The following is a 24,892-nucleotide window of genomic DNA, read 5'->3' as shown; positions in this document are numbered from 1 at the left end:
CGGGAGACTGGTAGAAATGTCGCGAATTGGACGTAAGTCGATCCCGGTACCAGCCGGCGTCGACATCACGATCGACGGGCAGACCGTCAAGGTCAAGGGCCCGAAGGGCGAGCTCCAGCACACGATCGCCGACCCGATCACGGTCGAGCGCGCGGAGGACGGGCAGCTGAACGTCAACCGCCCGAACGACGAGCGCAAGGCCAAGGAGCTGCACGGCCTGAGCCGTACCCTGGTCGCCAACATGATCGTCGGCGTGACCGAGGGCTACCGCAAGAGCCTGGAGATCGCCGGCACCGGTTACCGGGTCACGGCCAAGGGTTCGGACCTCGAGTTCGCGCTCGGGTTCTCGCACCCGGTGGTCGTTCCCGCGCCGGCGGGCATCACCTTCACGGTGGAGCGGCCGACCCTGTTCCACGTGGCCGGCATCGACAAGCAGCAGGTCGGTGAGGTCGCCGCCAACATCCGGAAGATCCGTCCGCCGGAGCCCTACAAGGGCAAGGGCGTGAAGTACCAGGGCGAGGTCATCCGCCGCAAGGCTGGAAAGGCAGGTAAGAAGTGAGCGCCACGCTGCTCAAGCGCCGCCGCGGCGTCGCCGCCAAGCGCGCCGTTGGGCGTGCGCGTCGGCACTTCCGCGTCCGCAAGAACGTCAGCGGTACGGCCGAGCGTCCGCGCCTGGTCGTCACCCGTTCGCTGCGGCACATGGTTGCCCAGATCGTCGACGACACCAAGGGCCACACCCTGGCGTCGGCGTCGACCCTGGACTCCTCGCTGCGCGGTACGGAGGGCGACAAGAGCGCCCTCGCCGGCAAGGTGGGCGCCCTGCTCGCCGAGCGGGCCAAGGCCGCCGGCGTCTCCAAGGTCGTCTTCGACCGCGGTGGCAACCGGTACGCGGGGCGAGTCGCCGCGCTTGCCGATGCCGCCCGCGAAGCCGGGCTCGAGTTCTAACAACCCCGTCACGAGAGATAAGGAAGGCTGCTGATGCCAGGTCAACAGCGCCGTGGCGGCGGGTCCGGTGGCAACGAGGGTGGTCGCCGCGACAACCGCCGTGAGGGCGGCCGCGGAAACGCGCCCGTCGAGAAGACCCCGCACCTTGAGCGGGTCGTCGCGATCAACCGCGTCGCCAAGGTCGTGAAGGGTGGTCGTCGCTTCAGCTTCACCGCCCTGGTGATCGTGGGCGACGGCGACGGCACGGTCGGCGTGGGCTACGGAAAGGCCAAGGAGGTGCCCGCGGCCATCGCCAAGGGTGTCGAGGAGGCCAAGAAGCACTTCTTCAAGGTTCCGCGGATCGGTCAGTCGATCCCGCACCCGGTGACGGGTGAGGACGCCGCTGGCGTCGTGCTGCTCAAGCCGGCCTCGGCCGGTACGGGTGTCATCGCCGGTGGTCCGGTGCGCGCCGTGCTGGAGTGCGCCGGGATCCACGACGTGCTCTCCAAGAGCCTCGGCTCGTCGAACCCGATCAACATCGTGCACGCCACCGTGGCGGCCCTGAAGGGGCTTGAGTCCCCCGAGCAGGTCGCGGCGCGTCGTGGCCTGCCGGTGGAGGACGTCGCGCCGGCCGCCATGCTGGCGTCGCGTGCGGGGGTGGCGCGCTGATGGCACGCCTGAAGGTCACCCAGCTCCGGTCCGGTATCGGGACCAAGCACAACCAGCGTGAGTCGCTGCGTTCGCTCGGTCTCAAGCGGATCAACGACGTGGTGGTCAAGGAGGACCGGCCCGAGATCCGCGGCATGATCTTCACTGTGAGCCACCTCGTGAAGGTCGAGGAGGTCGAGTAATGACGATCAAGGTGCACCACCTGCGCCCGGCGCCCGGTTCCAAGACCGCGAAGACCCGTGTGGGTCGCGGTGAGGGTTCCAAGGGCAAGACCGCTGGTCGCGGTACGAAGGGCTCCAAGGCCCGCAAGAACATCTCGGCGGCGTTCGAGGGTGGGCAGATGCCCATCCACATGCGCCTGCCGAAGATGAAGGGCTTCAAGAACAAGTTCAAGGTGGTCTTCCAGGTTGTCAACCTGGACCGGCTCGCCGAGCTGTTCCCGAACGGTGGCCAGGTTGGCCCGCTCGAGCTGGTCGAGGCCGGCGCGGTCCGCAAGGGCCAGCCGGTCAAGGTCCTCGGCACCGGGGACCTTGGCGGGGTGGCGCTCCAGGTGTCGGCGCACGCGTTCAGCGCGTCGGCCAAGGAGAAGATCGCTGCCGCCGGTGGCTCCGCCACCGAGCTGTAAGGCGTACGACCTCGGCGCCCGTCGGTTGTGAGCAACTGGCGGGCGCCTAGGTCTGCCTGGGCCGTGTGCGCCCGGTAATATCGGATTCGGTTTATGTAGCCGGGCACACCTGCCCGGAGCGGGACAGGGCTGTTAGAGTCCCATCCCAGCCATGGATTGCGGGCACTCGCCCGTGATCCACCCCCACCCGCCAGGGTTCACCGGCGGCCCGCCTCGCGCAGGAGGAAGAAGTTGCTGTCCGCCTTTCTCAGTGCGTTCCGTACGCCTGACCTGCGCAAGAAGCTGCTGTTCACAGTAGGCATCATCGCGGTCTACCGGCTGGGTGCCACGCTCCCCAGCCCGGGCGTCTCGTACGGCAACGTGCAGAAGTGCCTCGACTCCATCTCGGGTGACACGACGGGCCCGCTGAATCTGCTCAACCTCTTCTCCGGCGGGGCGCTGCTACAGCTCTCGGTCTTCGCGCTGGGCATCATGCCCTACATCACCGCGTCGATCATCCTGCAGCTGCTGACCGTCGTGATCCCGCGCCTGGAGCAGCTCCGCAAGGAGGGCCAGGCCGGTCAGGCGAAGATCACGCAGTACACCCGCTACCTGACCCTCGGTCTCGGCGTGCTGCAGGCCTCGGCGTTCGTGGCCCTGGCCCGCTCGGGGCAGCTGTTCCAGAACCGCTGCGACCAGTTCCCGATCATCCCCGAGGGCACCGGCATCCCGGACTGGCTGACCCTGGCCATCCTGGTGATCACCATGACCGCCGGCACCGGCATGGTCATGTGGCTCGGTGAGCTGATCACCGACCGGGGCGTCGGCAACGGCATGTCCGTTCTGATCTTCACCTCGATCGCGGCCCGGCTGCCCGGTGAGGGCTGGCAGATCAAGACCCAACAGGGCTGGGGCAAGTTCGCCCTCGTCATCGCGCTGGTCCTGGTGGTCATCACCGCGGTCACGTTCATCGAGCAGGCGCAGCGCCGGATCCCGGTGCAGTACGCCAAGCGGATGATCGGCCGGCGGATGTACGGCGGCACCTCGACCTACATCCCGCTGAAGGTCAACCAGGCGGGTGTCATCCCGGTCATCTTCGGTTCGTCGCTGCTCTACCTCCCGCAGCTGGCCCTGCAGTTCTTCGACCAGAACGACCCGGGCAAGATCCAGGCGTGGATCCAGAACAACCTGGTCGCACCGAACAGCCCGATCTACATCTCGGTCTACTTCCTGCTGATCATCTTCTTCACGTACTTCTACGTCTCGATCACGTTCAACCCGACCGAGGTCGCGGACAACATGAAGAAGTACGGCGGGTTCGTGCCGGGTATCCGGCCGGGCAAGCCGACGGCCGACTACCTGGACTTCATCCTCAGCCGGATCACCCTGCCGGGCGCGCTCTACCTCGGCATCATCTCGATCCTGCCGAACTTCTTCTTCATCTGGCTGGACAGCCAGCAGTACCAGAACTTCCCGTTCGGTGGCACCGCTGTGCTCATCATGGTCGGCGTCGGTCTGGAGACCGTGAAGCAGATCGAGAGCCAACTCATGCAGCGGAACTACGAAGGGTTCCTGCGGTAGATGAGACTCGTTCTGGTTGGCCCGCCGGGTGCGGGTAAGGGCACGCAGGCAGAGTTCGTTGCCGCGCACCTGTCGGTACCCAAGATCTCGACCGGAGACATCTTCCGCTCGAACGTCACCCAGGGCACGCCGCTCGGCGTCGAAGCCAAGCGCTACATGGACGCAGGCGAGCTGGTTCCGGACGAGGTCACCATCAACATGGTCCGGGACCGGCTGGCCGAGCCCGACGCCAGCGAGGGCTTTCTGCTCGACGGCTTCCCGCGGACCACTCCGCAGGCCGCCGCTCTGGACAAGCTCCTCGCTGACCTGGGCACCGCCCTGGACCTGGTCCTGGAGCTGGTGGTCGACGACGACGAGGTGATCCGGCGGCTCTCCGGCCGGCGCACCTGCCGGGGTTGCGGCAAGATCTGGCACGTCGAGTTCGACGCCACCACCAGGCCGGGCATCTGTGACCGGTGCGGCGCCGAGCTGTTCCAGCGCGACGACGACAAGCCGGAGACCATCGCCACCCGCCTGCGGGAATACAGCGAGAAGACCGCGCCCCTGGTCGACTACTACGGCGCCCAGGGCAAGCTGGTCGGGATCGACGCCACCGGCCCGGTGGAGGACGTCACCACCCGGGCCATCGACGCTCTGCGGTCGTACGGCGGCTGAGGTCCTCCCCGCGCCGGGGTGGATAGAGTGCGAAAAGCGGGGTACGCGAGACGTGCCCCGCTTTTCGGCAACGAAAGGTAACCGCTCCATGCGTCGTCCCCAGCTGGACATCCAGCTGAAGACCCCTGACCAGATCGAGAAGATGCGCGCGGCCGGGCTCGTGGTCGCCGAGGCCCTGCGCCGGATGCGAGAGGCTGTGGCGCCCGGCGTGAGCACGGCGGATCTGGACGCCATCGCCGAGTCGACGATCCGGGAGGCGGGCGCCGTCCCGTCCTTCAAGGGCTACCACGGCTTCCCGGCGTCGATCTGCTCCTCGGTCAACGAGCAGATCGTGCACGCCATCCCCTCGCCGGAGCAGGTGCTCGCCGACGGCGACCTCATCTCGATCGACTGCGGTGCGGTGCTGAACGGCTGGCACGGCGACTCCGCGATCACCGTCGGGGTCGGCGACGTCGACCCGGCGCTGCTGAAGATGGCCGAGGTCGCCGAGGACGCGATGTGGGCGGGCATCGCCGCCGCGGCGCGCGGAGCGGCCAGCGGCAAGGGGCGGCTCACCGACATCTCGCACGCGGTGGAGACGGCGGTCCGCAAGGGCGGCCGGTACGGCATCGTCGACGGCTACGGTGGCCACGGCATCGGCACCGAGATGCACCAGGACCCGCACGTGCTCAACCACGGCCGGCCGGGCAAGGGGCCGCGTCTGGTTCCCGGCATGGCGTTGGCGATCGAGCCCATGATCACCATGGCGTCCCCGCGTACTGTCGAACTGGCCGACGGTTGGACGGTCGTCACGCGGGACGGGTCGGTCGCGGCGCACGTCGAGCACTCGATGGCGCTGTTGCCCGACGGCGTGTGGGTGCTCACGGCCTTCGACGGGGGCCGTGCCCGCCTCGGCGACCTGGTGACCGCACGCCAACCCGCCGCCTCCACCACCCCCTGACCCACCGCGCGGCTCCGTCGCTCAGGAAGTTGCCGGCAACCACGGTCGGACGGAACTGGCACGGCGGTGGCATGCTTGCCGGCATGGACGGGCGCGACGGGATGCGGGCCGCGGACGCGGACCGTGAGGTGGTTGCCGACCGGCTACGGGTCGCCCTCGGCGAGGGCCGGTTGGACCTGCACGAGTACGACGAGCGGGTGCAGCGGGCCTACGCGGCGCGGACGTACGCCGAGCTGGACGCCCTGCTCACCGATCTGCCCCCGGTGACGCCCGCGGAGCAGTCGGCCCTGCGGCCGGCCGGCGCGCCGGCCGAGCCGACCGTCGACGGGCCCGCCCCGCTCGCGCGGGACCACGTCAGGCGTTGGCTGGCCGAGGTCTGGCTGCCGTACGTGCGGGTGGTCGCCATCGTGGTGGCCATCTGGGGCGTGACCTCGCTGCTGAGCCAGCAGCTGCTCTACTTCTGGCCGGGGTGGGTGGCCGGCCCCTGGGGCGCGGTGCTGGTGCTCCGGACGGTCGGCGGGCTGGCCGGGGGAGAGCCCCGTCGCCAGGCGATCGAGCGGGAACGCCGGCGTGAGCGCAAGCGGGCCAAGCGCGAGCGCCGCCGGGAGCTGCGCGCCACCGAGCCGGAAGACCCCGAGCCCAGCGCCTGACCCACCCCCCCAGACCCGCCGATGATCATGGACTTGGCGTCGTCGATCGCGGTGTTCCGGCCCGCCAACCTCATGATCGACAGGCGATGGGCGGGGGCGCGGAGGTCGGTCCGGGGACACGGTGGGTGGCCGGTTTGGCGGCGGCGCGCAGGCCGGCGTACACTTTCAGATCGGCGCACAGCGTCCACTCCGGCATGCCCACCCTGCGCTTCGGTGGGAGCTGGAGCCGCGGCTGGCGCGGGCTTCTGATTCTGATCAGATTTCCGTGTAAGACGTTGTGGGCCGCCCGGAGCAATCGACGTCAGGACAGCGGAGGACATGCCGAAAAAAGACGGAGCCATTGAGATCGAGGGTCGGGTCATCGAGCCCCTGCCGAACGCCATGTTCCGGGTGGAGCTCGCGAACGGCCACAAGGTGTTGGCTCACATCAGCGGCAAGATGCGACAGCACTACATCCGCATCCTGCCGGAGGACCGGGTCGTCGTCGAACTCTCGCCGTACGACCTGACCCGCGGGCGCATCGTCTACCGCTACAAGTAGTCCTGACGGCGGCCGGGAAGTCCCGTGTCCGTCTTCGACGTCCGGTCTCGCGCATCGCGCGTTCCCGGGCCAGATGGGAAGTAAGGCAACCGTGAAGGTCAAGCCGAGCGTCAAGAGGATCTGCAACAAGTGCCGGGTTATCCGCCGGCACGGCCGGGTCATGGTCATCTGCACCGACCCGCGCCACAAGCAGCGCCAGGGCTGACTCAGTCCGTCCGGCCGGAACACGGCCGGGTGGCGTCGGTCCGGGCAGATCCTCAGCGACACACACATCACACATGCTCGTCCCAGCCGCGAGCGGTACGCGAGACGTACCTCTGCGTGGCTGACCCCCGGTCGGAGGCCGGGGCCCGCTCGGGCAGCGACCGTTCCCGGTCGCCGGCGCTGACAGCGTCGGAAAGACGGGACGGCCGGTAGCGGGGTGGGACGGGTCCACACCTCCGCCACACATCACGAGGAGTACGCCCGCACATGGCACGTCTAGTCGGCGTGGATCTCCCCCGCGAGAAGCGGATGGAGATCGCGCTCACCTACATCTTCGGGGTCGGTCGTACCCGCGCCCTGGAGACACTCGCCGCCACCGGCATCTCGCCGGACAAGCGCGCTCGGGACCTCACGGACGAGGAGCTCGTGCAGCTCCGCGACCACATCGAGGGCAACTACAAGGTTGAAGGCGACCTGCGCCGCGAGGTCGCCGCTGACATCCGCCGCAAGGTCGAGATCGGCTGCTACGCCGGCATCCGGCACCGCCGGGGCCTGCCCGTGCGTGGCCAGCGGACCAAGACCAACGCACGGACCCGCAAGGGCCCGAAGCGGACCGTCGCCGGCAAGAAGAAGCCCGGCAAGAAGTAATAGGAGCGCAGAAGACTTATGCCACCGAAGGCTCGTGCCGGAGCCGCTGTCAAGAAGGTCCGGCGCAAGGAACGCAAGAACGTCGCCCACGGGCAGGCGCACATCAAGAGCACGTTCAACAACACCATCGTGTCCATCACGGACCCGACCGGTGCGGTCATCTCCTGGGCCTCCGCCGGCCAGGTGGGCTTCAAGGGCTCCCGCAAGTCGACTCCGTTCGCCGCGCAGCTGGCCGCCGAGGCTGCCGCGCGTCGCGCCATGGAGCACGGCATGCGCAAGGTCGACGTGTTCGTCAAGGGCCCCGGCTCCGGCCGGGAGACCGCCATCCGTTCGCTGCAGGCCGTGGGCCTCGAGGTCGGGCAGATCTCCGACGTCACGCCGCAGCCGCACAACGGGTGCCGTCCGCCGAAGCGTCGCCGGGTCTGAGAGGTAGAGAGAGATGGCTCGTTACACCGGTGCTGACTGCCGCCGTTGCCGGCGGGAGAAGATGAAGCTGTTCCTCAAGGGCAGCAAGTGCGATGGTCCGAAGTGCCCGTTCGAGTCCCGGCCGTTCCCGCCCGGGCAGCACGGCCGCGGCCGCACCAAGGAGACGGAGTACCTGCTCCAGCTCCGCGAGAAGCAGAAGGCCCGCCGTGTCTACGGCGTGCTGGAGAAGCAGTTCCGCGGTTACTACGAGGAAGCCGTCGGTAAGCAGGCCAAGACCGGTGAGGTCCTCCTGCAGATCCTCGAGTCGCGGCTGGACAACGTCGTTTACCGGGCCGGCTACGCCCACTCGCGGGACATGGCCCGCCAGCTGGTCAAGCACGGTCACTTCACGGTGAACGGCAAGAAGGTCGACATCCCGTCGTACCGCGTCAAGGAGCACGACATCATCGAGGTCCGGGGCAAGAGCAAGGAGCTCACCCCGTTCGTGGTGGCGCAGGCTCAGGCCGGTTCGAAGACGGTGCCGGCCTGGCTGGAGGCAATCCCCAGCCAGATGAAGGTGCTCGTGCACTCCCTCCCGGCCCGGCAGGTCATCGACACGCAGGTCCAGGAGCAGTTGATCGTCGAGCTCTACTCCAAGTAGTCGGGCTCGTTGCGGTGGCCCGCCCTTCGGGGCGGGCCACCGGAACAGTTTGTGTCGTGGACGTCAAATAGCGGGCGTCCCGGAAGAGAAGAGACAACATGCTCATCAGCCAGCGACCCTCCCTCTCCGAGGAGTCGATCAACGAGACCCGGTCGCGGTTCGCCATCGAGCCGCTCGAGCCGGGCTTCGGCTACACCCTGGGCAACTCGCTGCGGCGCACGCTGCTGTCGTCGATCCCGGGTGCGGCGGTCACCTCGATCAAGATCGACGGCGTGCTGCACGAGTTCACCACGATCCCCGGTGTCAAGGAGGACGTGGTCGAGCTCGTCATGAACATCAAGGAGCTGTGCGTCAGCTCCGAGCACGACGAGCCGGTCAGCATGTACCTGCGCAAGCAGGGCCCGGGCGACGTGACGGCGGGCGACATCCAGCCCCCGGCCGGCGTCTCGGTGCACAACCCGGACCTCAAGCTCGCGACCCTCAACGGCAAGGGCCGGCTCGACATGGAGCTGACCGTCGAGCGGGGCCGGGGCTACGTGACGGCTGCACAGAACAAGCAGTCCGGCGCCGAGATCGGCCGCATCCCGGTCGACTCGATCTACTCGCCGGTGCTGAAGGTGACCTACCGCGTCGAGGCGACCCGCGTCGAGCAGCGCACCGACTTCGACCGGCTCATCATCGACGTCGAGACCAAGCCGTCGATGGGCCCGCGTACCGCGCTGGCCTCCGCCGGTTCGACGCTCGTGGAGCTGTTCGGGCTGGCCCGTGAGCTGGACGAGACCGCCGAGGGCATCGACATCGGGCCGTCCCCGCAGGACGCCCAGCTGGCGGCGGACCTCGCTCTGCCGATCGAGGAGCTGGACCTCACCGTCCGCTCCTACAACTGCCTCAAGCGCGAGGGCATCAACTCCGTTGGTGAGCTCATCGGGCGTACCGAGGCCGACCTCCTCGACATCCGCAACTTCGGTCAGAAGTCGATCGACGAGGTCAAGATGAAGCTCGCCGGGATGGGTCTCGGGCTGAAGGACTCGGCTCCGAACTTCGACCCGGCGCACGTCGTGGACACCTTCGGCGAGGCCGACTACGACACCGACGACTACCGCGAGACCGAGCAGCTCTAGTCCGCGCTGCCGCCACAACTGAGGAGCACCAAAAATGCCCACGCCCACCAAGGGCCCCCGCCTCGGCGGCAGCCCCTCGCACGAGCGGCTGATGCTCGCCAACCTGGCGACCGCGCTGTTCCAGCACGGCAAGATCCAGACCACCGAGACGAAGGCCCGTCGGCTGCGTCCGCTGGCCGAGCAGCTCATCACCAAGGCCAAGCGCGGTGACCTCGCCTCGCGGCGGCGGGTGCTGGGTGTCGTCAAGGACAAGGACGTCGTCTACGCCCTGTTCGACCAGATCGCGCCCCGGTACTCCAACCGCCCCGGCGGTTACACCCGGATCGTGAAGACCGGTCCGCGCAAGGGTGACAACGCGCCGATGGCCATCATCGAGCTGGTGGAGGAGCTTCAGGTCGCCGAGCCGAAGGTGAACAAGAAGACCGCCGCCCGCAAGGCCGCGCAGCAGGACAAGGTCGAGGCGCTCGCCCCGGCCGAGGAGGCCCCGCAGTCGGCCCAGGCCGACCAGGACTCCGAGCCGCCGGTGTCGGCATCCGGTGACACCGCCGAGGCGCGCGAGGACAGCGACCTCGCCACCGAGGAGAACAAGGCCTGACCTCGGGCATCGTTTCCGGGCCCGGCACCCCTCACGGGGTGTCGGGCCCGACCCGTAACAGGAGGTACGAGGTGGACGAGCGGATCCGGCTGCGGCTGGACGTCTCGTACGACGGCGCCGGTTTCTCCGGCTGGGCGCCCCAGCCGACCCGGCGGACCGTCGCCGGGGTGCTCGTCGAGACGCTGGACCTGGTCCTCGGCGCGGGCACGGCGACCGGTCTGACCGTCGCGGGTCGCACCGACGCGGGGGTGCACGCCACCGGTCAGGTCTGCCACCTGGACCTCCCCGCCGAGGTGTGGCGCGAGCACGAGGGTCGGCTGTTGCGCCGGCTCGCGCGGCTGCTCCCCACCGACGTGCGGGTACGCGCGATGACGGAGGTGCCGGCCGACTTCGACGCCCGCTTCTCGGCCACCTTCCGGCGCTACGAGTACCGGGTGACCGACGCCCCGTACGGCGCCGAGCCGCTGCGCCGGCACGAGGTGCTGGCCTGGCCGCGACCGCTGGACCTGGCCGCCCTGAACGCCGCCGCGGCGGGTCTGGTCGGGGAGCACGACTTCGCCGCGTACTGCCGGCGCAAGGAGAACGCGACGACGCTGCGCGAGGTGACCCGGCTGGACTGGCGGCGCGACCCGGACGGCATCCTGGTCGCCACCGTGCAGGCGGACGCGTTCTGCCAGGCGATGGTCCGCAGCCTCGTGGGGGCGATGCTCGCGGCCGGCGACGGCCGGAGGGCGGTCCAGTGGCCGGGCAGCCTGCTCGACCGGCAGGAGCGCTCCAGCGAGGTGACGGTGGCCCCGGCGCACGGCCTCACCCTGGTCGCGGTCGGCTACCCGGCCGACCCGGCCGACTACGCCCGCCGCGCCGACCTGACGCGCCGCCTGCGCGTGCCCGTCGAAGGCTGAGGACGGCGGCCTCGTCGAGGGCTGACGACCGGCGGGTCGCGGGCGACGACGGGTGTGCCACCGGTCGGCGGCACACCCGTCGGGCGGAGTCGCGGATCAGTCGCCGGGCAGCTCGCCGTCGTCACTGCCGCTCGAGGTCGTGCTGCCGCTCGGGGTCGTGCTGCCCTCGGTCGGCGCTGCCGTTGGTTGTTCGGCCGTGCCGCTGTCGGCCCGCCGTTGCAGGACGCCCCGGCTGAGGTGGACCTCGATCATGTCGAACAGGACTTCCCTGATCTTGGCGTCGCCGGACTTGACCGCGGCCCCGTCCGCGCGGACCACAAGCGCGTACGCCAGGTAGTGGCCCCGGACCTGCCACCCGACCCGTGCGGGGGCGCTGGTCAGGACGTCGGTGTCGTCGCCGGCGGTCAGCCCCCGGAACCGGCCCTGCCGGTCGTCGAGGAGTTGCCGGATCCGGTCCCGCGCCCGTTCGGCGCTGACCTTGTCGGTGAGGTTGAACAGGCCGGCGGTGACCAGGTGGTCGCCGTCGGGAGTCCGCAACGTGGCCCGGACGACCTGGTTGCAGCCGAGCCGGACCAGCAGGTCGGCCACCTCGTCGGTGGCGGCGACGGCGCAACTGCCGCTGGAGTGCGTCTTGAGGATCGTGTAGACGGGCTGACCGTCGGCGAGCTTCAACTCCTTGCCGGGAAAGAGCTCCTTCGCGGTGAGCGGCGCCTGGTCGGTGTCCCGCGAGTCCAGATCCTGCCGCTGCGCCGGGGCGGACGCGGCGACGTTCGGCTGGTACGTCGGGGTGGCCTGTGGCGCCGGGTCGTCGTCCACGAGCAGCGCGGCGGCGCCCAGGCCGCAGAGCGCGAGCAGGACCAGGACGGCCGCGCCGCCGACCAGCACCTGCCAGAGCCGCCCGCCGCCGCGCTGTGCGGGCGGTTCGGCGGGCTGGGCCGACGTGTAGACCTCACTGCGGGGGGCCGCGACCGGGGTGCTGCTGGCGCGGGTGACCGGCGGCGGCTGGTGCCGTGGCGCCTGGGTCGACGGCAGCATCAGCTGGTTGGGCCGGGGCAGCGACGGAGCGGGGAAGCGGGACGGTGAGGGGCCGGCCGGCGGAGGCGGACCGCTGAGCACGGCCAGGTCGGACCCGGGCTCCGGGTCCTCGTATGCGTCCTCTTCGGACTCGTACCGATACACCATGTCGCCCAGAGTAGGAGCCATTGTCCCTTTAGGGGGTAATATTGGGAAATGCGGCTGCGGGCCGTGTCGTCGCCTGCCCGAGCCGGTGCGAGAATTGCCGGCGTGACCGGCGACCACTACTTCACCGCTCAACCCGCCAGCGACGCTCCGGCGCGCGAGGTCGAGTTCTCCGTCGCCGACCGCGACTACCAGCTCGTCTCGGCCGGCGGCGTCTTCTCCGCCAGCCGCCTCGACCCCGGCACCGCGGTGCTCCTGCGCAAGGCCGAGCTGCCCGCCGCCGACACCGTCGGTGACCTGCTCGACCTCGGCTGCGGGTTCGGCCCGATCGCCTGCGTGCTGGCCGACGTGGCACCGGCGAGCACCGTCTGGGCGGTCGACGTCAACGCCCGCGCTCGCGAGCTGACCGCCGCCAACGCGGCCCGGATCGGCGCCGCCGACCGGGTCCGGGTCAGCGCACCCGACGACGTGCCGGCGGACCTGCGGTTCGCGCAGCTCTGGTCCAACCCGCCCATCCGCATCGGCAAGGACGAGTTGCACGAGCTGCTGCTGCGGTGGCTGCCCCGACTCGCGCCGGACGGCGTCGGCTGGCTCGTCGTCGCCCGCCACCTCGGCGGGGACTCGCTGCAGCGCTGGATCATCGACCAGGGGTGGCAGGTCGAGCGGCACGCCAGCCAGAAGGGCTTCCGGGTGCTGCGGGTCACCCGGTAATTGGATGTCCCTCCCGGCCCTCGCTGGGGCAGGATCCCGGCGTGGGATACGTGGACGTGGCAGCGGTCGGGCACATCCTGCCCGACGGTCGGGAACTCTTCGCCGACGTGTCGTTCCGGGTCGGGGAGGGCAGCAAGGTCGCCCTGGTCGGCCCGAACGGCGCGGGGAAGACGACCCTGCTGCGGATGGTCGCCGGTGACCTGCCGGTGCGTACCGGCACCGTCGCGCGGGCCGGCGGGCTGGGCGTGATGCGCCAGTTCATCGGCATGATCGGCGACGAGACGACACTTGCCGATCTGGCGCTGTCGCTGGCCCCACCGCCGCTGCGCGCGGCCGGCAGCCGGCTCGCCGAGACCGAGACGGCCATGCGGGCCGCCGAGGTCCGCGGCAAGTTCAGCAGCGCCGCAGGCAAGGCCCAGTTGGCGTACGCCGACGCGCTCGGCGCGTGGGGCGAGGCCGGCGGGTACGACGCCGAGGTGCTCTTCGACACCGTCGCGACGATCGTGCTCCACCAGCCCTGGGACGCCGTCCGGGACCGGCCGGTGCGTACCCTCTCCGGCGGCCAGCAGAAGCGCTTCGCTCTGGAGCTGCTGCTGCGCGGCCCGGACGAGGTGCTGCTGCTCGACGAGCCGGACAACTTCCTCGACGTGCCCGGCAAACGCTGGCTGGAGGCGCGACTGCGCGAGTCGACGAAGTCGGTGCTCTACGTCTCGCACGACCGCGAGCTGCTGGCCCAGAGCGCCGACCGGGTGGTGGCCGTCGAGGGCGGCAGCGCGTGGGTGCACCCCGGTGGCTTCGCCAGTTGGCACGAGGCGCGGGTGGCCCGGCACGCCCGCCTCGACGAGCTGCGTCGGCGCTGGGACGAGGAGCACCAGAAGCTGCGCGAGCTGATGCTGATGTACAAGCAGAAGGCCGCGTACAACGACGGGCTGGCCTCGCGCTACCAGGCCGCGCAGACCCGGTTACGCAAGTTCGAGGAGGCCGGGCCGCCGCCCGTACCGCCGAAGGACCAGGACATTCGGATGCGGCTGACCGGCGGGCGGACCGGCAAGCGCGCGGTCGTCTGCGACCAGCTTGAGCTCGACGGCCTGACCTTCCCCTTCGACCTGGAGATCTGGTACGGCGACCGGGTGGCGGTGCTCGGTGCCAACGGCACCGGCAAGTCGCACTTCCTGCGGCTGCTGGCCCGGGGCGGCACCGATCCCGATCCGGCGAACGGGCCGGTCGACGGGGCGGCCGCACTCGCCCCGGTGGCGCACGACGGCGCGGTCCGGCTGGGCGCGCGGGTCCGCCCCGGCCACTTCTCCCAGACCCACGACCGACCGGAGCTGACGGCGAAGACGCTCGTCGAGATCCTGTGGCGGGGTGACGAACACCGCCAGGGGATGGACCGGCACGCGGCGATGGGCGTGCTCAGTCGCTACGAGCTGGCCGGGCAGGGCGACCAGCGCTTCGGCACCCTCTCCGGCGGGCAGCAGGCCCGGTTCCTGGTGCTGCTGCTGGAGTTGTCCGGCGCGACCCTGCTGCTGCTCGACGAGCCCACCGACAACCTCGACCTGGCCAGCGCGGAGGCCCTGGAGGCGGGCCTGAACGCGTTCGAGGGGACGGTGGTGGCGGTCACCCACGACAGGTGGTTCACCCGCTCCTTCGACCGGTTCGTGCTGTTCCGTGGCGACAGCGAGGTGGTGGAGACCCCGGAGCCGGTCTGGGACGTGGGCTGAGCGGTCACCCGGCAGCGGTGCGTCCGGCCGGCATAGGGTGGATCTCGTGACTGAGATGACCTATCGCCGGCTGGGCGACTCCGGGCTCGTGGTGTCAGTCGTCGGAATCGGCTGCAACAACTTCGGCCGCAAGCTCGACCTCGACGGCACCCGCGCCGTGGTGGACGCCGCCCTGGACGCCGGGATCAACCTGTTCGACACCGCCGACATCTACGGCGAGCCGCAGGGCGGCTCCGAGGAGCTGCTCGGCCAGGCCCTCAAGGGACGCCGGGACGACGTGGTGGTGGCCACCAAGTTCGGCATGGACATGAACGGCCTCAACGGACCGGACTACGGCGCACGCGGTGCGCGGCGCTACATCGCCCGCGCGGTGGAGGCGTCGCTGCGCCGGCTCGGCACCGACCACATCGACCTGTACCAGATGCACGAGCCCGACCCGGGCACTCCGATCGACGAGACCCTCGCGGCCCTGGACGACCTGGTCCGCGACGGCAAGGTGCGCTACCTGGGCAACTCCAACTTCGCCGGCTGGCAGATCGCCGACGCCGACTGGGTCGCCTCGTCCAACGGCCGGTCCCGCTTCATCAGCGCGCAGAACCACTACAGCCTGCTGGAGCGGTCCGTGGAGACCGAGATCATCCCGGCGTGTGAGCGGTTCGGTCTCGGCATGCTGCCGTTCTTCCCGCTCGCCAACGGCCTGCTCACCGGCAAGTACAAGCGCGAGGCTCAGCCACCGGCCGGCAGCCGGCTCTCCGGCGGGGGCCGGTACGCGGAGCGGCTCGCGGCGGCCGACTGGGACACCATCGAGGCGATCGAGGCGTACGCGAACGAGCGGGGTCTGACGATGCTCCAGGTGGCGATCGGCGGGCTGGCCGCCCAGCCGGCGGTGACCTCGGTGATCGCCGGCGCCACCACGCCCGAGCAGGTGCACGCCAACGCCGCCGCCGGCACCTGGGAGCCCAGCGACGACGACCTGGCGGCGCTGCGCGCCGTCCTCTGAGCGCGCCGGCCGGTGGGTGCGCCGGCCGGTCGGCGGGTCGTGATCCACTCGCGTTTCCTGAAAGCGGGGTGACCTGCGGTCGGGGATGCCCCGACTTCACGGAACGCGAGTCGATCACCAGCCGACCGGACGACAAACGGGCCGGGCCGCTCGTGGCGGCCCGGCCCGATCGTCGATGGCGCCGAAGCGCCGGTCGGTCGGTGGATGGCGCCGAAGCGCCGGTCGGTCAGTCGTTCGGCGTGGCGGTGCGGCGGCGGCCGAAGAGCATGGCCACCCCCATCGCCGCGGCGACAAGCACGAGGCCGCCCGCCGCGAACGGCCACCAGCCGCCCACCCCGCCTCCGTCCGTCGGCCTGGTCACCGCGACCGGCCTGGGCGCCGGCGGTGACTGTGCCGCCTTCGCCTGCACCGTGGCGGTGGCCTTGCCCTGCAACGGAGCGGGGGAGTTCACCGTCACCTTCCACGTGCCGGTGGAGAGCACCGGGCCGCTGCTGTAGAAGCCGTGCCCCTCGGGCTGCGGCTCCAACTGCACCGGACCGACCCGCTGCCCGTCCGGGCCGGTGGCGGTGAGCACCAGCCGCACCACCTGGTCCAGCCGGCGGCCATCGGCGTAGGTGGCCTGGATGGTGACCCCCTCGGCCCCGTCGCCGGCAACCGTCAACTTGAGCTTGTCGGCCTGGGCGGCCGCCGGGGCAGCGGAGAGCAGGGCCAGGGCCAGTCCGGCGAACACGGCGGCCACCACCTTGCGGATACCCGTCACGGACATCTCCTCCCTACGGATGAGGGAGGCCCCTCCCCGACACCGTGGCGTCGGGGAGGGGCCTCGATCGGATCAGAGCTGGCGACCGGGTGCCAGCCGGGTGGCGTCGCCACCGAGCCGTCCGGTGCCCTTGACCGATTCGCCGTCGTTCGCCTTGACCCCGGCCTTGCTGGCCGTGCCGCCGAGCCGAACGATCATGGCGTCGGCGTCCCGGATCAGGACGTCCCGAACCTCGGCCTCCGGCACCAGTGTGGCGTCGGCGGCAAGGTCACGGAATGCGGTCAACTGCTTGATCGCCTTGTTGTCGTTGCCGGCCGCCTCGGCCTGACGGGCCGCGTCGAGCTTGGCCGTCAACTGCTTGTGCGCCTTGGCCGAGAGCCGCCCCGTCGCCTTGAACCGGTCCAGCAGGTTCTGCATGTCCCGGAACGAGGTGGTGACGAAGAACCGGACGTTCGAGGTCGTCGTGTTGCCGGCCTTGTCGGTCGCGGTGACGGTCAGCTCGTGCAGGCCGAGCGGCAGCTCGTACATGGCCTGCAGGGTGCCGCTGGCGTACGCCCTGCCGTCCAGTTGGCCGACCACTGACGCGATGCCCGAGGTCGGGTCGACGGCCTGCCAGGACACCCGGACGTCCTGGCTGTCCCCGTAGAGCTGGCCGTCGGCGATCCCGGACACCAGCAGCGTCGGCTTGGTGCCGTCGATGCGCAGCACCGCCGACTTGAGCGTCTCGGCGTTGCCCGCCTTGTCGGTCGACCGGAACAGCAGCTCGTGCTCTCCGTCACCGGTCACGGAGACCGGCGCCGTGTACGGCGTCCACGCGCCGCCGTCCAGCGACCACTCGACCGTCTTGACCCCGGAACCGGCGTCGGTCGAGGTCAGCACCACCGGGATGGTCCCGTTGTGCCAGCCCGCGTCGTTCGCCGGAGCGAACGTCGCAGTGGTGACCGGAGCGGTGGCGTCGATCTTCACCGAGACGGTCTTCGTCGACTCCACGTTGCCGGCCTTGTCGGTCGAGCGGTAGCGCAGCTCGTGCTCGCCGTCGCCGCTCACCGCCACCGGAGCGGTGTACGCCGTCCAGGTGGTCGCCCCGTCCAGCTGGTACTCCGTGCCGGCGAGACCGCTGCCGCCGGCCTCGTCGGCGGCGGTCAGCGTGACAGTCACCGGCCCGGTGTACCAACCCTCGGTCGGGGTGCCGGACACCGCCGCCGTCGTGACCGGAGCGGTCTCGTCGGCGACAGTCGTGCTCAGCCGGAAGTAGTCGAACGAGGCGGTCTTCGACGCCGTCTGGTTGGCGCCGAGGGTGAACAGACCGACCTTCGGGGTGGCCCCGACCGCGCTGTTGGTGAGCGCCTCCAGCGTGGTCCAGGTCGTCCCGTCGGCCGAGTACGACGCCGTGAAGGTGTCGCCCGTGCGGGCCAGCCGCAGGTGCCAGACCGCCGAGGTGAGGCTCGTCGCCTCCGGCTGCGGGTTCTGGACGACGCCGCCGACCTCGCTGCGGAACTCGATCCGCCGCGTCACCGTCTGGCCGGCCTGGTTGTCCGCGATGAAGTCGAACTTCAGGTAGTTGTCGTCGTCCGCCTGCACGAGCAGACCCGCCTGCTGGTACTGCTCGTTCAGCAGGCTGCCGTCGACCTTCGTCTCCAGGGTCCAGTCGCCCGAGGGCGCGGTCTGGAGGATGAAGTTCTTCGGCCCGGTGTTGTCGGTGCCGTAGATGTCACCGTTGGGCACGTCGATCCGCAACGCGCCACCGGTGACGCGGTAGCCGTTCGGGTCCTCCCGCGTCACGGCGTCCCACCGGCACTTGTCAAGCGTGTCGCCGGTGAACTCGTCCGACGGCTCGACCGGGCCGGCCGGGGCGTCCGGCGTGACCACGAACGAGTCGAACGCGGCGTCGACCACTGGCGCCTCGGTGCCTCCGTTGAGCGCGAAGACCCCGATCCGCGGGTTGGTGATGCCGGCGAGCGCGGCCGAACGGCCGACCGGGGTGAACGTCTGCCCGTCGCCCGAGGCGGCCGCGGTCAGGTTCGTCCCGTCGCTGGTGATCCGCAGGTACACGGTGTCACCCGCCGGTGCGTTGGTGGCGTCGGCGGCGTCGTTGCGCGGCGTGGCGGCCGTCTCCCGGATGAACTCCACCCGGCGGCTGCCGTTGTAGAGCAGGTCCACCTTGGCGTAGTTGTCGTCGTCGCCGTACACCAGCAGGCCCGCCTGCTGGTAGTTGGCAGTCACCGGCAGAGTGACCTTGGTGGTCATCTCCCAGGCGCCGGTCGGCGCCGCCTGGAGCACCAGGTTGGTGGCGTCGTTGCGCGCGCCGTAGAGGTCGCCCACCCCGGTGGGCAGCTTCAGCGCGCCACCCGACACCGAGTAGAGCTGGTTCTCCCGGACCACGCTGGTCCACCGGCCCTTGTCGAGGCTGGTGCCGTTGAAGTCGTCCGAACGCGCCCCGAAGCAGGACGTGTCCGGCGCGTTCACCCGCACCGGCACCGTGGCGTACGACTTGGCGCCCTTGCTGTCGGTCACCGTGAGGGTGGCCGTGAAGGCACCCACACTTGTGTACGTGTGGCTGGCGTCCAGGGTGGATGCCGTGCCGCCGTCACCGAAGTCCCAGGCGTACGTCAGCGGGGTGTCGCCCTCGGCGTCGGTGGCCGTGCCGTCGAACGCGACGGTGACCGGCACGGTGCCGGTGGCCGGGGTCGCGGTGGCGGTGACCACCGGCGGCCCGTTCTCGGTGACGCCGCGGCCGACGAAGTCCATCCAGTTGACGTTGAACAGCGAACCCGTTCCGCCGTTCGGATCACGGGCCACGAAGTACAGCGAGCCGCTCGCGGCACCGGTGACCGGCGCGCTCACGTCCGTGTACGTCTGCCACGCCCCGGTCGACGGGACCGTGGCCGTGGCCACGACCGGTCCGTCGACAGCGCCCGCGTGGACCTCGATCCGACCGCCAGCGGCGGCCGACGCGGCCCGGAACCGGATCTCGGTGATGTTCGTCAGGTCCGCCGGGACGACCGACCACCAGTCGCCGTCCTCGATGAACGCGATGCTCTGGCCGCCACCGGCGGTGTCGGCGCCGGCCTCACGCTGCACGCCGGCGTCTCCGCCGCCAGTGCCGCCCGGCACCCGCCCGGTGGCCGTGAAGTACTCGGCCTGCTTCTGCTTGGGCTGAAGGATCTCGATGTCCCGGCCGGTGAGCGCGCCGGCGCCGCCGGCACCACCATCGTCGGTGTAGGTGGCCTCGAAGACCGCGAAGACGTTCGCCTCGGCGCCGTGCCCGGAGGCGAGCGACGTCTGGACCGTGCCGGTGCAGCCGGTGTGCTGCTCCAGCGGGTGGGCGTGCTCGTCGTGACCGAGCAGCACCTGGAGGTTCACCCGGTCGCAGTCGATCTGCCCGTCCTCGGGGTCGGTCACCTTGACCGTGTAGCGGACCTGGTCACCCCAGTTGAAGAAGCCACCGTCCGGCGGGAACTCGATGCTCACCGTCGGTGCGGTGTTGCCCACGGTCACCGGCACGTTGGCCACCGCGGTACGGCCCTTCGGGTTGGTCACGGTGAGCTGGGCGGTGTAGTTGCCCGCCGTCGCGTACGTGTGCGTCGGGTTGGCCTCGGTGGAGGTCTGCCCGTCGCCGAAGGTCCAGGAGTAGGTGAGCGCGCCGCCGTCCGGGTCCCGGGAGCCGGCGCTGGAGAAGGTGACAGTGAGCGGCGCCGGGCCCGAGGTCGGGTTGGCGGACGCCGCGGCGATCGGTGCGCGGTCTCCTGCGGTGTAGTCGATCCGGTAGATGCCGGAGTCGTCGTTGTTGCCGCCGAACCCGGTGCCCCACTCGATCAGGTAGAGGGCGCCGTCCGGACCGAACTCGAAGTCCATCGGCCGGATCATCTTCATGCCGGTGAGCAGCTGGTTGATGTCCACCAACGATTTGCCGTCGGCGGTCATCTGCATCGTGTACATCTTGTTCTGGTTCCACTCGCCCAGCAGCGCCTTGCCGTCGTAGTAGGCCGGCCACTTGCGGGGGGAGTTGAGGTCGGCGTCGTACCGGTAGGCCGGGCCGCCCATCGGGGCGCCACCGCCACCGATCTCCGGGTACCGCGCGTCACCGGCGTAGCCGTAGTCGACGGTGGCCGGGACGACCGGCGGGAGGTTGGTCAGGCCCGTGTTGTTGGGCGAGTTGTTCACCGGCGCGGCGCAGTCGAACTTCGGGCCGCTCGGGCCGGACGGGAACGTGTAGTCGTTGTACGCCTCGTTCGTCCCCGTGCAGTACGGCCAGCCGTAGTTGCCGGGGGTCACGACGTTCCACTCGACCAGGCCCCGGGGGCCCCGGTCCGGGTTGTTCGCGTTGGCGTCCGGCCCGTAGTCCCCGACGTACAGGGTGTCGGTCTTGGGGTCGGTGCCGATCCGGAACGGGTTGCGGAAGCCCATCGCGTAGATCTCGGGACGGGTCTTCGCCGTGCCCGGCGCGAAGAGGTTGCCCGACGGAACGGTGTACGTCCCGTCGTCCTCCGGGTGGATCCGGATCACCTTGCCGCGCAGGTCGTTCGTGTTGGCGGCGGTGCGCTGCGAGTCGTAGTCCTGACGGCCCGGACGCTCGTCGAGCGGCGCGTACGCGTTCGACTCGAACGGGTTGGTGTTGTCACCGGTGGCCAGGTAGAGGTTGCCGGCGCTGTCGAAGGTCATGCTGCCGCCCGCGTGGCAGCAGGTGTTGCGCTGGGTGTCGACCCGCAGCACCTGCTTCTCGCTCGCCGGGTCGATGGTGTCGCCGGTCACCGTGAACCGGGACAGCAGGTTGCGCGTGACGCCGTCGTTCGGGGCGTAGTAGAGATACACCCACTTGTTGGTGGCGAAGTCCGGGTCGAGCCGGATGCCGATGAGGCCGTCCTCGTTGCCGGTGAAGACGTCCAGGTCGACGGCGGTGACGGTGCTGCCGGTGTCCGGCTTGATGATCTGCACCCGGCCGTCGCGCTCGATGTAGAAGACCCGGCCGTCGGGCGCGATGTCCAGCTCCATCGGATTACTGGTGTTGCTGTCCAGGGTGATCTTCTCGAAGCTGGAGGTCTTCGAGGCGCCGCAGTCGGCGTCGACCACGCCGGCCGCCGTCTGGATGCCGCCGAGCAGGTGCTTGAGGAACTCGGGCTCGGCGTACGACTCCCGGGTGTGCCCGCCGCCCGTGTACCAGGAGCGACCACCGTCGAAGTCCTGGCACCACGCGGTCGGGTGGTCGGCGCCCATCGCGCCAGCGCCCGGGGTGTAGCTCTTCTCGTCCAGGCTGGCCAGCACGTGCACGTCCGGCCGGGGGTTGGTCTGGAAGTTGTACCACTCGTCGAACCGGGACCAGCGTTCCGGCAGTCCGGCGGTGGACGGGTGGGCCGGGTCCTCCACCTTGACGGTGGCCTGCTGGTTCTGCGGGTGGTTGGCGAAGTACGCGCCGACCAGGTCGCCGTACCAGGCCCAGCTGTACTCGGTGTCCGAGGCGGCGTGGACGCCTGCGTAACCGCCGCCGGCCCGCACGTACCGCTCGAAGGCCGCCTGCTGGTCGGCGTCGAGGACGTCACCAGTGGTGGAGAGCCAGATCACAGCCTTGTACTTGGCGAGGTTGGCGTCGTTGAACGCCGCGCCGTCCTCGGTGGCGTCCACAGTGAACCCGTTGGCCGCGCCGAGCTGCTGGATGGCGGCGATGCCGGTGGGGATGGCGTCGTGCCGGAAGCCGGCGGTCTTCGAGAAGACCAGGACGGAGTAGGGGTCGGCCGCTGCGGCCTTCGGTGCCTTCGGTACGACCTGGGTGACCGGAGCCGCGGCCTGCGCGTCTCGCGGGGGGATCTGCGCTGCGGCCGGGGCCGCCTGCGCCGGCGACCCGAGCAGGGTCGTCGAGGCGAGCGCCAGGGACAGCAGGGTAGCGGTGAGTGGTAAACGGGCACGACGAGAACGGGACACGCCGCCTCCAATGTCGCGGTGGACAGGAATCGCGGGGGCCGGCTCGCCGAAGACCGTCCCGGATGGAGCCGGTCAGGACACCGTGCCAGGGCGTCCACGCCGGCATTTTGTCGAATCGCTGAACAAATTAATTCTGGTGTATCGATGTCGGGCAAGATGCCGGCGGGTAACGGTTCTGCAACGGCGGGCGACATTCCGAACAGGACCGGAGAAAGTGCCCAATCGATTTAGCCGAGCTGCGCCGACGACCCCTCCCTTGGCAGGCCGTCGGAACTGTCGTACGGTGACACGCAAGTAACCCACGGGAGCCCGGTGTACCGGGCTGAGAGGGGGGCTGACAGCCCCCGACCGTCGAACCTGATCCGGGTAATGCCGGCGCAGGGAGGAGCGTTGCCGTGCCGTCCCTTGGACGACTGCATCTCGTCACCGACACCCGACCCGGGCGCGACCCACTCACCGTGGTCCGGGCCGCCCTCACGGCGGCCCGCGCCGACCTCGTCGTGCAGGTCCGGGTGGAGGACTCCGCGACCGACCGCGAGGCGTACGACCTGGCCGGCCGGGTGCTGGCGCTCTGCGCCCGGTACGGAGCGACCTGCCTGGTCAACGACCGGCTGCACGTGGCACTCGCGGTGGGCGCCGCAGGCGGGCACGTCGGGGCCGACGACCTGCCGGTCGCCGCCGCCCGGCACGTGCTCGGCCCGACCGGCGTGCTCGGCGCCACCGCCCGAGCGCCGGAGACGGCTGTCGCGGCGGTCACCGCCGGGGCCAGCTACCTGGGCGTCGGGCCGTGCCACGCCACAAGCACCAAGGACGGCCTGCCGGACCCCATCGGGCCCACCGGCGTCCGCGCCGTCGCCGACGCCGTCGACGTGCCGGTCATCGCGATCGGCGGGGTGACCGCAGCCCGGGTGCCGGCGCTGCGGGCCGCCGGGGCGTACGGGGTGGCGGTGGTCGGCGCGCTCTCCGCCGCCACCGACCCGGCCGCCGCCACCGCCGAGCTGCTCCGGGCCCTGGCGTGACGGGATCGGCCGCCCCCGCCGTGGACGTGGCGGTGGTCGGCGCGGGGCCGATCGGGCTCGCGATCGCCTGGCGCTGCGCCACGCGCGGACTACGGGTGGCGGTGCACGACCCGGCCCCCGGCTCGGGGGCGTCGGCGGTCGCCGCCGGCATGCTCTCCCCGGTCGCCGAGGCGTACTTCGGTGAGCGGCGGCTGACCGAGCTGCTGGTCGCGTCCGCCGCCCGCTGGCCCGGCTTCGCCGCCGAGCTGACCGAGGCGAGCGGCGTCGAGATCGGCTACCGGACCGAGGGCACGCTGATGGTCGGGCTGACCGGCGACGACCTGGCCGAGGCGCGCCGGCTGTGGGCGTACCAACAGGGATTGGGTCTGCCGGTGACACCGCTGCGCCCGAGCGAGCTGCGCGACCGCGAACCGGCGCTCGCCCCTCGGGTGCGCGGCGGCGCGCTCGCGCCCACCGACCACCAGGTCGACCCCCGGCTGCTGGTGCCGGCGCTGCGCACGGCCGCGCAGCGGGCCAACGCGGCGTTCGTGCCACGGCCGGTCCGTCGACTGTCCGACGTGGACGCCCGGGTGACAGTGGTCGCCGCCGGCTGCGGGGCCGCAGCCCTCACCGGCCTGCCCGTGCGGCCGGTGAAGGGCCAGATCCTGCGGCTGCGCGCGCCCGGCGGCGTCGCGCCGGGCTTCCGGCACGTGATCCGGGGGTACGCCGACGGCGAGCACGTCTACCTGGTGCCCCGCGCCGACGGCGAGGTCGTGCTCGGCGCGACTGTCGAGGAGCGCTCCGACACCACTGTCACCGCGGGCGCCGTGCAGCGGCTGCTGCGCGCAGGTGTCGACCTGCTGCCCGAGCTGACCGAGTACGACCTGGTCGAGGCGGTCGCCGGCCTGCGGCCCGGCACCCCGGACAACGCGCCGATCCTCGGGCCGCTGCCCGGCCGGCCGGACGTCCTGGCCGCCACCGGGCACCACCGGCACGGCATCGTGCTCACCCCGATCACCGCCGAGACGATCGCCGACCTGGTGACCACAGGCGTGGCCGACCCGCTGCTCGGACCCTTCGGCGCGGACCGGTTCACCGACGCGCCACCGGCCCGTCCCCGCTCGGGCGACCGGAGCGGACCCCGGCGCACCGTCACGTCGTCGGCCGGGACCGGCGACGTGGCCCGACCCGACGCGGGTGACCTGAGCGGACGCCGGCGCACCGTCGGTTCGTCGGCCGGCGACGTGGCCCGGCCCGGCGCGGGCGAGGCGGACGGACCTGGACGGACGACCGAGGAGGACCTGTGGAGTTGACGGTGAACGGGACCGGGCGCAGCGTCCCCGGTGGCGCGTCGGTGGCCGACGTGGTCCGCGACGTCGCCCCGCACCAGCGTGGCGTCGCGGTAGCGGTGAACGGCGAGGTGGTGCCCCGTGCCGGTTGGCCGGCCACTGTGCTGCGCGACGGCGACCGCGTCGAGGTGCTCACCGCCGCGCAGGGCGGGTGAGTGCC

26 protein-coding genes and 1 riboswitch are annotated in these 24,892 nt (G+C 70.9%); of the genes, 23 read left to right on the top strand and 3 right to left on the bottom strand.

Annotation, left to right across the window (positions count from 1 at the left end; all coding sequences use genetic code 11):
* Window positions 1–16: 16 nt before the first annotated feature.
* The 17 genes from rplF (at window position 17) to truA (ending at window position 11,098) form a co-directional block, all read left to right on the top strand.
* A complete protein-coding gene (rplF, locus tag MILUP08_RS30870) occupies window positions 17–559 on the top strand; it encodes a 50S ribosomal protein L6 (RefSeq protein ID WP_007465267.1) in 543 nt (180 codons plus the stop codon).
* Window positions 556–945, top strand: a complete 390-nt coding sequence (gene rplR, locus MILUP08_RS30865; protein ID WP_007465265.1) for a 50S ribosomal protein L18 — start codon at window positions 556–558, stop codon at window positions 943–945. Before rplF ends, rplR begins: the two co-directional genes overlap by 4 nt.
* A 33-nt stretch (window positions 946–978) precedes the next feature.
* The gene (gene rpsE / locus MILUP08_RS30860; RefSeq protein ID WP_007465263.1) at window positions 979–1,593 is read left to right on the top strand and encodes a 30S ribosomal protein S5; all 615 of its coding nucleotides are present in this window, start codon (window positions 979–981) and stop codon (window positions 1,591–1,593) included.
* Window positions 1,593–1,775, top strand: coding sequence for a 50S ribosomal protein L30 (gene rpmD / locus MILUP08_RS30855; RefSeq protein ID WP_007465262.1), 183 nt, complete (start codon window positions 1,593–1,595; stop codon window positions 1,773–1,775). Before rpsE ends, rpmD begins: the two co-directional genes overlap by 1 nt.
* Window positions 1,775–2,218: a 50S ribosomal protein L15 gene (rplO, locus tag MILUP08_RS30850; RefSeq protein ID WP_007465260.1), complete on the top strand. Its 444-nt coding sequence runs from the start codon at window positions 1,775–1,777 to the stop codon at window positions 2,216–2,218. The genes rpmD and rplO overlap by 1 nt, the downstream gene beginning before the upstream one ends.
* A gap of 231 nt (window positions 2,219–2,449) precedes the next feature.
* The gene (secY, locus tag MILUP08_RS30845) at window positions 2,450–3,778 is read left to right on the top strand and encodes a preprotein translocase subunit SecY (RefSeq protein WP_007465258.1); all 1,329 of its coding nucleotides are present in this window, start codon (window positions 2,450–2,452) and stop codon (window positions 3,776–3,778) included.
* Window positions 3,779–4,432, top strand: coding sequence for an adenylate kinase (locus MILUP08_RS30840; RefSeq protein ID WP_007465256.1), 654 nt, complete (start codon window positions 3,779–3,781; stop codon window positions 4,430–4,432).
* Window positions 4,433–4,520: 88 nt separating this feature from the next.
* Window positions 4,521–5,372, top strand: coding sequence for a type I methionyl aminopeptidase (map, locus tag MILUP08_RS30835; protein ID WP_007465254.1), 852 nt, complete (start codon window positions 4,521–4,523; stop codon window positions 5,370–5,372).
* Between the two features lie 83 nt (window positions 5,373–5,455).
* Window positions 5,456–6,022, top strand: a complete 567-nt coding sequence (locus tag MILUP08_RS30830) for a DUF1707 SHOCT-like domain-containing protein (protein ID WP_051065846.1) — start codon at window positions 5,456–5,458, stop codon at window positions 6,020–6,022.
* 318 nt (window positions 6,023–6,340) lie between these two features.
* Window positions 6,341–6,562, top strand: coding sequence for a translation initiation factor IF-1 (infA, locus tag MILUP08_RS30825; protein WP_007073013.1), 222 nt, complete (start codon window positions 6,341–6,343; stop codon window positions 6,560–6,562).
* Window positions 6,563–6,653: 91 nt separating this feature from the next.
* A complete protein-coding gene (gene rpmJ / locus MILUP08_RS35025; protein ID WP_012184307.1) occupies window positions 6,654–6,767 on the top strand; it encodes a 50S ribosomal protein L36 in 114 nt (37 codons plus the stop codon).
* Between the two features lie 266 nt (window positions 6,768–7,033).
* Complete coding sequence (gene rpsM, locus MILUP08_RS30820) at window positions 7,034–7,414, top strand: 30S ribosomal protein S13 (protein WP_007465236.1); 381 nt, start codon at window positions 7,034–7,036, stop codon at window positions 7,412–7,414.
* An 18-nt stretch (window positions 7,415–7,432) separates the two neighbouring features.
* Window positions 7,433–7,840 (top strand): 30S ribosomal protein S11, encoded by a 408-nt coding sequence (gene rpsK / locus MILUP08_RS30815; protein WP_007073011.1) that lies wholly within the window; start codon window positions 7,433–7,435, stop codon window positions 7,838–7,840.
* 13 nt (window positions 7,841–7,853) lie between these two features.
* The gene (gene rpsD, locus MILUP08_RS30810) at window positions 7,854–8,480 is read left to right on the top strand and encodes a 30S ribosomal protein S4 (protein ID WP_007465229.1); all 627 of its coding nucleotides are present in this window, start codon (window positions 7,854–7,856) and stop codon (window positions 8,478–8,480) included.
* 98 nt (window positions 8,481–8,578) lie between these two features.
* A complete protein-coding gene (locus MILUP08_RS30805; RefSeq protein WP_007465227.1) occupies window positions 8,579–9,601 on the top strand; it encodes a DNA-directed RNA polymerase subunit alpha in 1,023 nt (340 codons plus the stop codon).
* Between the two features lie 34 nt (window positions 9,602–9,635).
* Window positions 9,636–10,196 carry a 50S ribosomal protein L17 gene (gene rplQ, locus MILUP08_RS30800; RefSeq protein WP_007465225.1) on the top strand — a complete coding sequence of 187 codons (561 nt, stop codon included), beginning with the start codon at window positions 9,636–9,638 and terminating at the stop codon, window positions 10,194–10,196.
* 71 nt (window positions 10,197–10,267) lie between these two features.
* Window positions 10,268–11,098, top strand: a complete 831-nt coding sequence (gene truA, locus MILUP08_RS30795) for a tRNA pseudouridine(38-40) synthase TruA (protein ID WP_007465223.1) — start codon at window positions 10,268–10,270, stop codon at window positions 11,096–11,098.
* 96 nt (window positions 11,099–11,194) lie between these two features.
* Here the strand turns inward: truA and MILUP08_RS30790 are convergent, their stop codons facing one another.
* Window positions 11,195–12,280, bottom strand: a complete 1,086-nt coding sequence (locus MILUP08_RS30790) for a hypothetical protein (RefSeq protein WP_193376590.1) — start codon at window positions 12,278–12,280, stop codon at window positions 11,195–11,197.
* A 102-nt stretch (window positions 12,281–12,382) separates the two neighbouring features.
* On the opposite strand from MILUP08_RS30790, the gene MILUP08_RS30785 reads away from it, so the two are divergent.
* The 3 genes from MILUP08_RS30785 to MILUP08_RS30775 are packed head-to-tail and all read left to right on the top strand — an operon-like array spanning window position 12,383 to window position 15,709.
* Window positions 12,383–12,988, top strand: coding sequence for a class I SAM-dependent methyltransferase (locus tag MILUP08_RS30785; protein ID WP_039906942.1), 606 nt, complete (start codon window positions 12,383–12,385; stop codon window positions 12,986–12,988).
* 41 nt (window positions 12,989–13,029) lie between these two features.
* A complete protein-coding gene (locus MILUP08_RS30780) occupies window positions 13,030–14,709 on the top strand; it encodes an ABC-F family ATP-binding cassette domain-containing protein (protein ID WP_007465218.1) in 1,680 nt (559 codons plus the stop codon).
* Window positions 14,710–14,746: 37 nt separating this feature from the next.
* Window positions 14,747–15,709: an aldo/keto reductase gene (locus tag MILUP08_RS30775; protein WP_193376589.1), complete on the top strand. Its 963-nt coding sequence runs from the start codon at window positions 14,747–14,749 to the stop codon at window positions 15,707–15,709.
* Window positions 15,710–15,935: 226 nt separating this feature from the next.
* On the opposite strand, the gene MILUP08_RS30770 is transcribed toward MILUP08_RS30775, so the two are convergent.
* Window positions 15,936–16,475: a hypothetical protein gene (locus MILUP08_RS30770; RefSeq protein ID WP_420329265.1), complete on the bottom strand. Its 540-nt coding sequence runs from the start codon at window positions 16,473–16,475 to the stop codon at window positions 15,936–15,938.
* A gap of 66 nt (window positions 16,476–16,541) precedes the next feature.
* The gene (locus MILUP08_RS30765) at window positions 16,542–22,385 is read right to left on the bottom strand and encodes a ThuA domain-containing protein (RefSeq protein ID WP_007465212.1); all 5,844 of its coding nucleotides are present in this window, start codon (window positions 22,383–22,385) and stop codon (window positions 16,542–16,544) included.
* A 291-nt stretch (window positions 22,386–22,676) separates the two neighbouring features.
* A riboswitch (TPP riboswitch) is annotated at window positions 22,677–22,786 on the top strand.
* Here MILUP08_RS30765 and thiE point away from each other — a divergent pair.
* From thiE to thiS, 3 genes are all read left to right on the top strand, one after another.
* A complete protein-coding gene (thiE, locus tag MILUP08_RS30760; protein ID WP_007465211.1) occupies window positions 22,781–23,404 on the top strand; it encodes a thiamine phosphate synthase in 624 nt (207 codons plus the stop codon). (Overlaps the previous riboswitch by 6 nt.)
* Complete coding sequence (thiO, locus tag MILUP08_RS30755; RefSeq protein WP_007465208.1) at window positions 23,401–24,696, top strand: glycine oxidase ThiO; 1,296 nt, start codon at window positions 23,401–23,403, stop codon at window positions 24,694–24,696. The genes thiE and thiO overlap by 4 nt, the downstream gene beginning before the upstream one ends.
* Window positions 24,687–24,887, top strand: a complete 201-nt coding sequence (thiS, locus tag MILUP08_RS30750) for a sulfur carrier protein ThiS (protein WP_007465206.1) — start codon at window positions 24,687–24,689, stop codon at window positions 24,885–24,887. The genes thiO and thiS overlap by 10 nt, the downstream gene beginning before the upstream one ends.
* The last annotated feature ends 5 nt before the right edge of the window (window positions 24,888–24,892 follow it).

The organism is Micromonospora lupini str. Lupac 08, assembly GCF_000297395.2.
Classification (GTDB): Bacteria; Actinomycetota; Actinomycetes; order Mycobacteriales; family Micromonosporaceae; genus Micromonospora; species Micromonospora lupini.
This window is presented reverse-complemented; position numbering and strand designations above follow the sequence as displayed.

What these genes read in the sequence shown, in the direction of transcription:
- map (WP_007465254.1), top strand. Translation starts at nt 4,521, where the DNA reads ATGCGTCGTCCCCAGCTGGACATCCAGCTGAAGACCCCTGACCAGATC.
- rplF (WP_007465267.1), top strand. Translation starts at nt 17, where the DNA reads ATGTCGCGAATTGGACGTAAGTCGATCCCGGTACCAGCCGGCGTCGAC.
- MILUP08_RS30770 (WP_420329265.1), bottom strand. Translation starts at nt 16,475, where the DNA reads ATGTCCGTGACGGGTATCCGCAAGGTGGTGGCCGCCGTGTTCGCCGGA.
- MILUP08_RS30805 (WP_007465227.1), top strand. Translation starts at nt 8,579, where the DNA reads ATGCTCATCAGCCAGCGACCCTCCCTCTCCGAGGAGTCGATCAACGAG.
- rplO (WP_007465260.1), top strand. Translation starts at nt 1,775, where the DNA reads ATGACGATCAAGGTGCACCACCTGCGCCCGGCGCCCGGTTCCAAGACC.
- MILUP08_RS30830 (WP_051065846.1), top strand. Translation starts at nt 5,456, where the DNA reads ATGGACGGGCGCGACGGGATGCGGGCCGCGGACGCGGACCGTGAGGTG.
- rpsE (WP_007465263.1), top strand. Translation starts at nt 979, where the DNA reads ATGCCAGGTCAACAGCGCCGTGGCGGCGGGTCCGGTGGCAACGAGGGT.
- rpsD (WP_007465229.1), top strand. Translation starts at nt 7,854, where the DNA reads ATGGCTCGTTACACCGGTGCTGACTGCCGCCGTTGCCGGCGGGAGAAG.
- rpsK (WP_007073011.1), top strand. Translation starts at nt 7,433, where the DNA reads ATGCCACCGAAGGCTCGTGCCGGAGCCGCTGTCAAGAAGGTCCGGCGC.
- rpmD (WP_007465262.1), top strand. Translation starts at nt 1,593, where the DNA reads ATGGCACGCCTGAAGGTCACCCAGCTCCGGTCCGGTATCGGGACCAAG.
- infA (WP_007073013.1), top strand. Translation starts at nt 6,341, where the DNA reads ATGCCGAAAAAAGACGGAGCCATTGAGATCGAGGGTCGGGTCATCGAG.
- rplQ (WP_007465225.1), top strand. Translation starts at nt 9,636, where the DNA reads ATGCCCACGCCCACCAAGGGCCCCCGCCTCGGCGGCAGCCCCTCGCAC.
- MILUP08_RS30790 (WP_193376590.1), bottom strand. Translation starts at nt 12,280, where the DNA reads ATGGTGTATCGGTACGAGTCCGAAGAGGACGCATACGAGGACCCGGAG.
- MILUP08_RS30840 (WP_007465256.1), top strand. Translation starts at nt 3,779, where the DNA reads ATGAGACTCGTTCTGGTTGGCCCGCCGGGTGCGGGTAAGGGCACGCAG.
- rpsM (WP_007465236.1), top strand. Translation starts at nt 7,034, where the DNA reads ATGGCACGTCTAGTCGGCGTGGATCTCCCCCGCGAGAAGCGGATGGAG.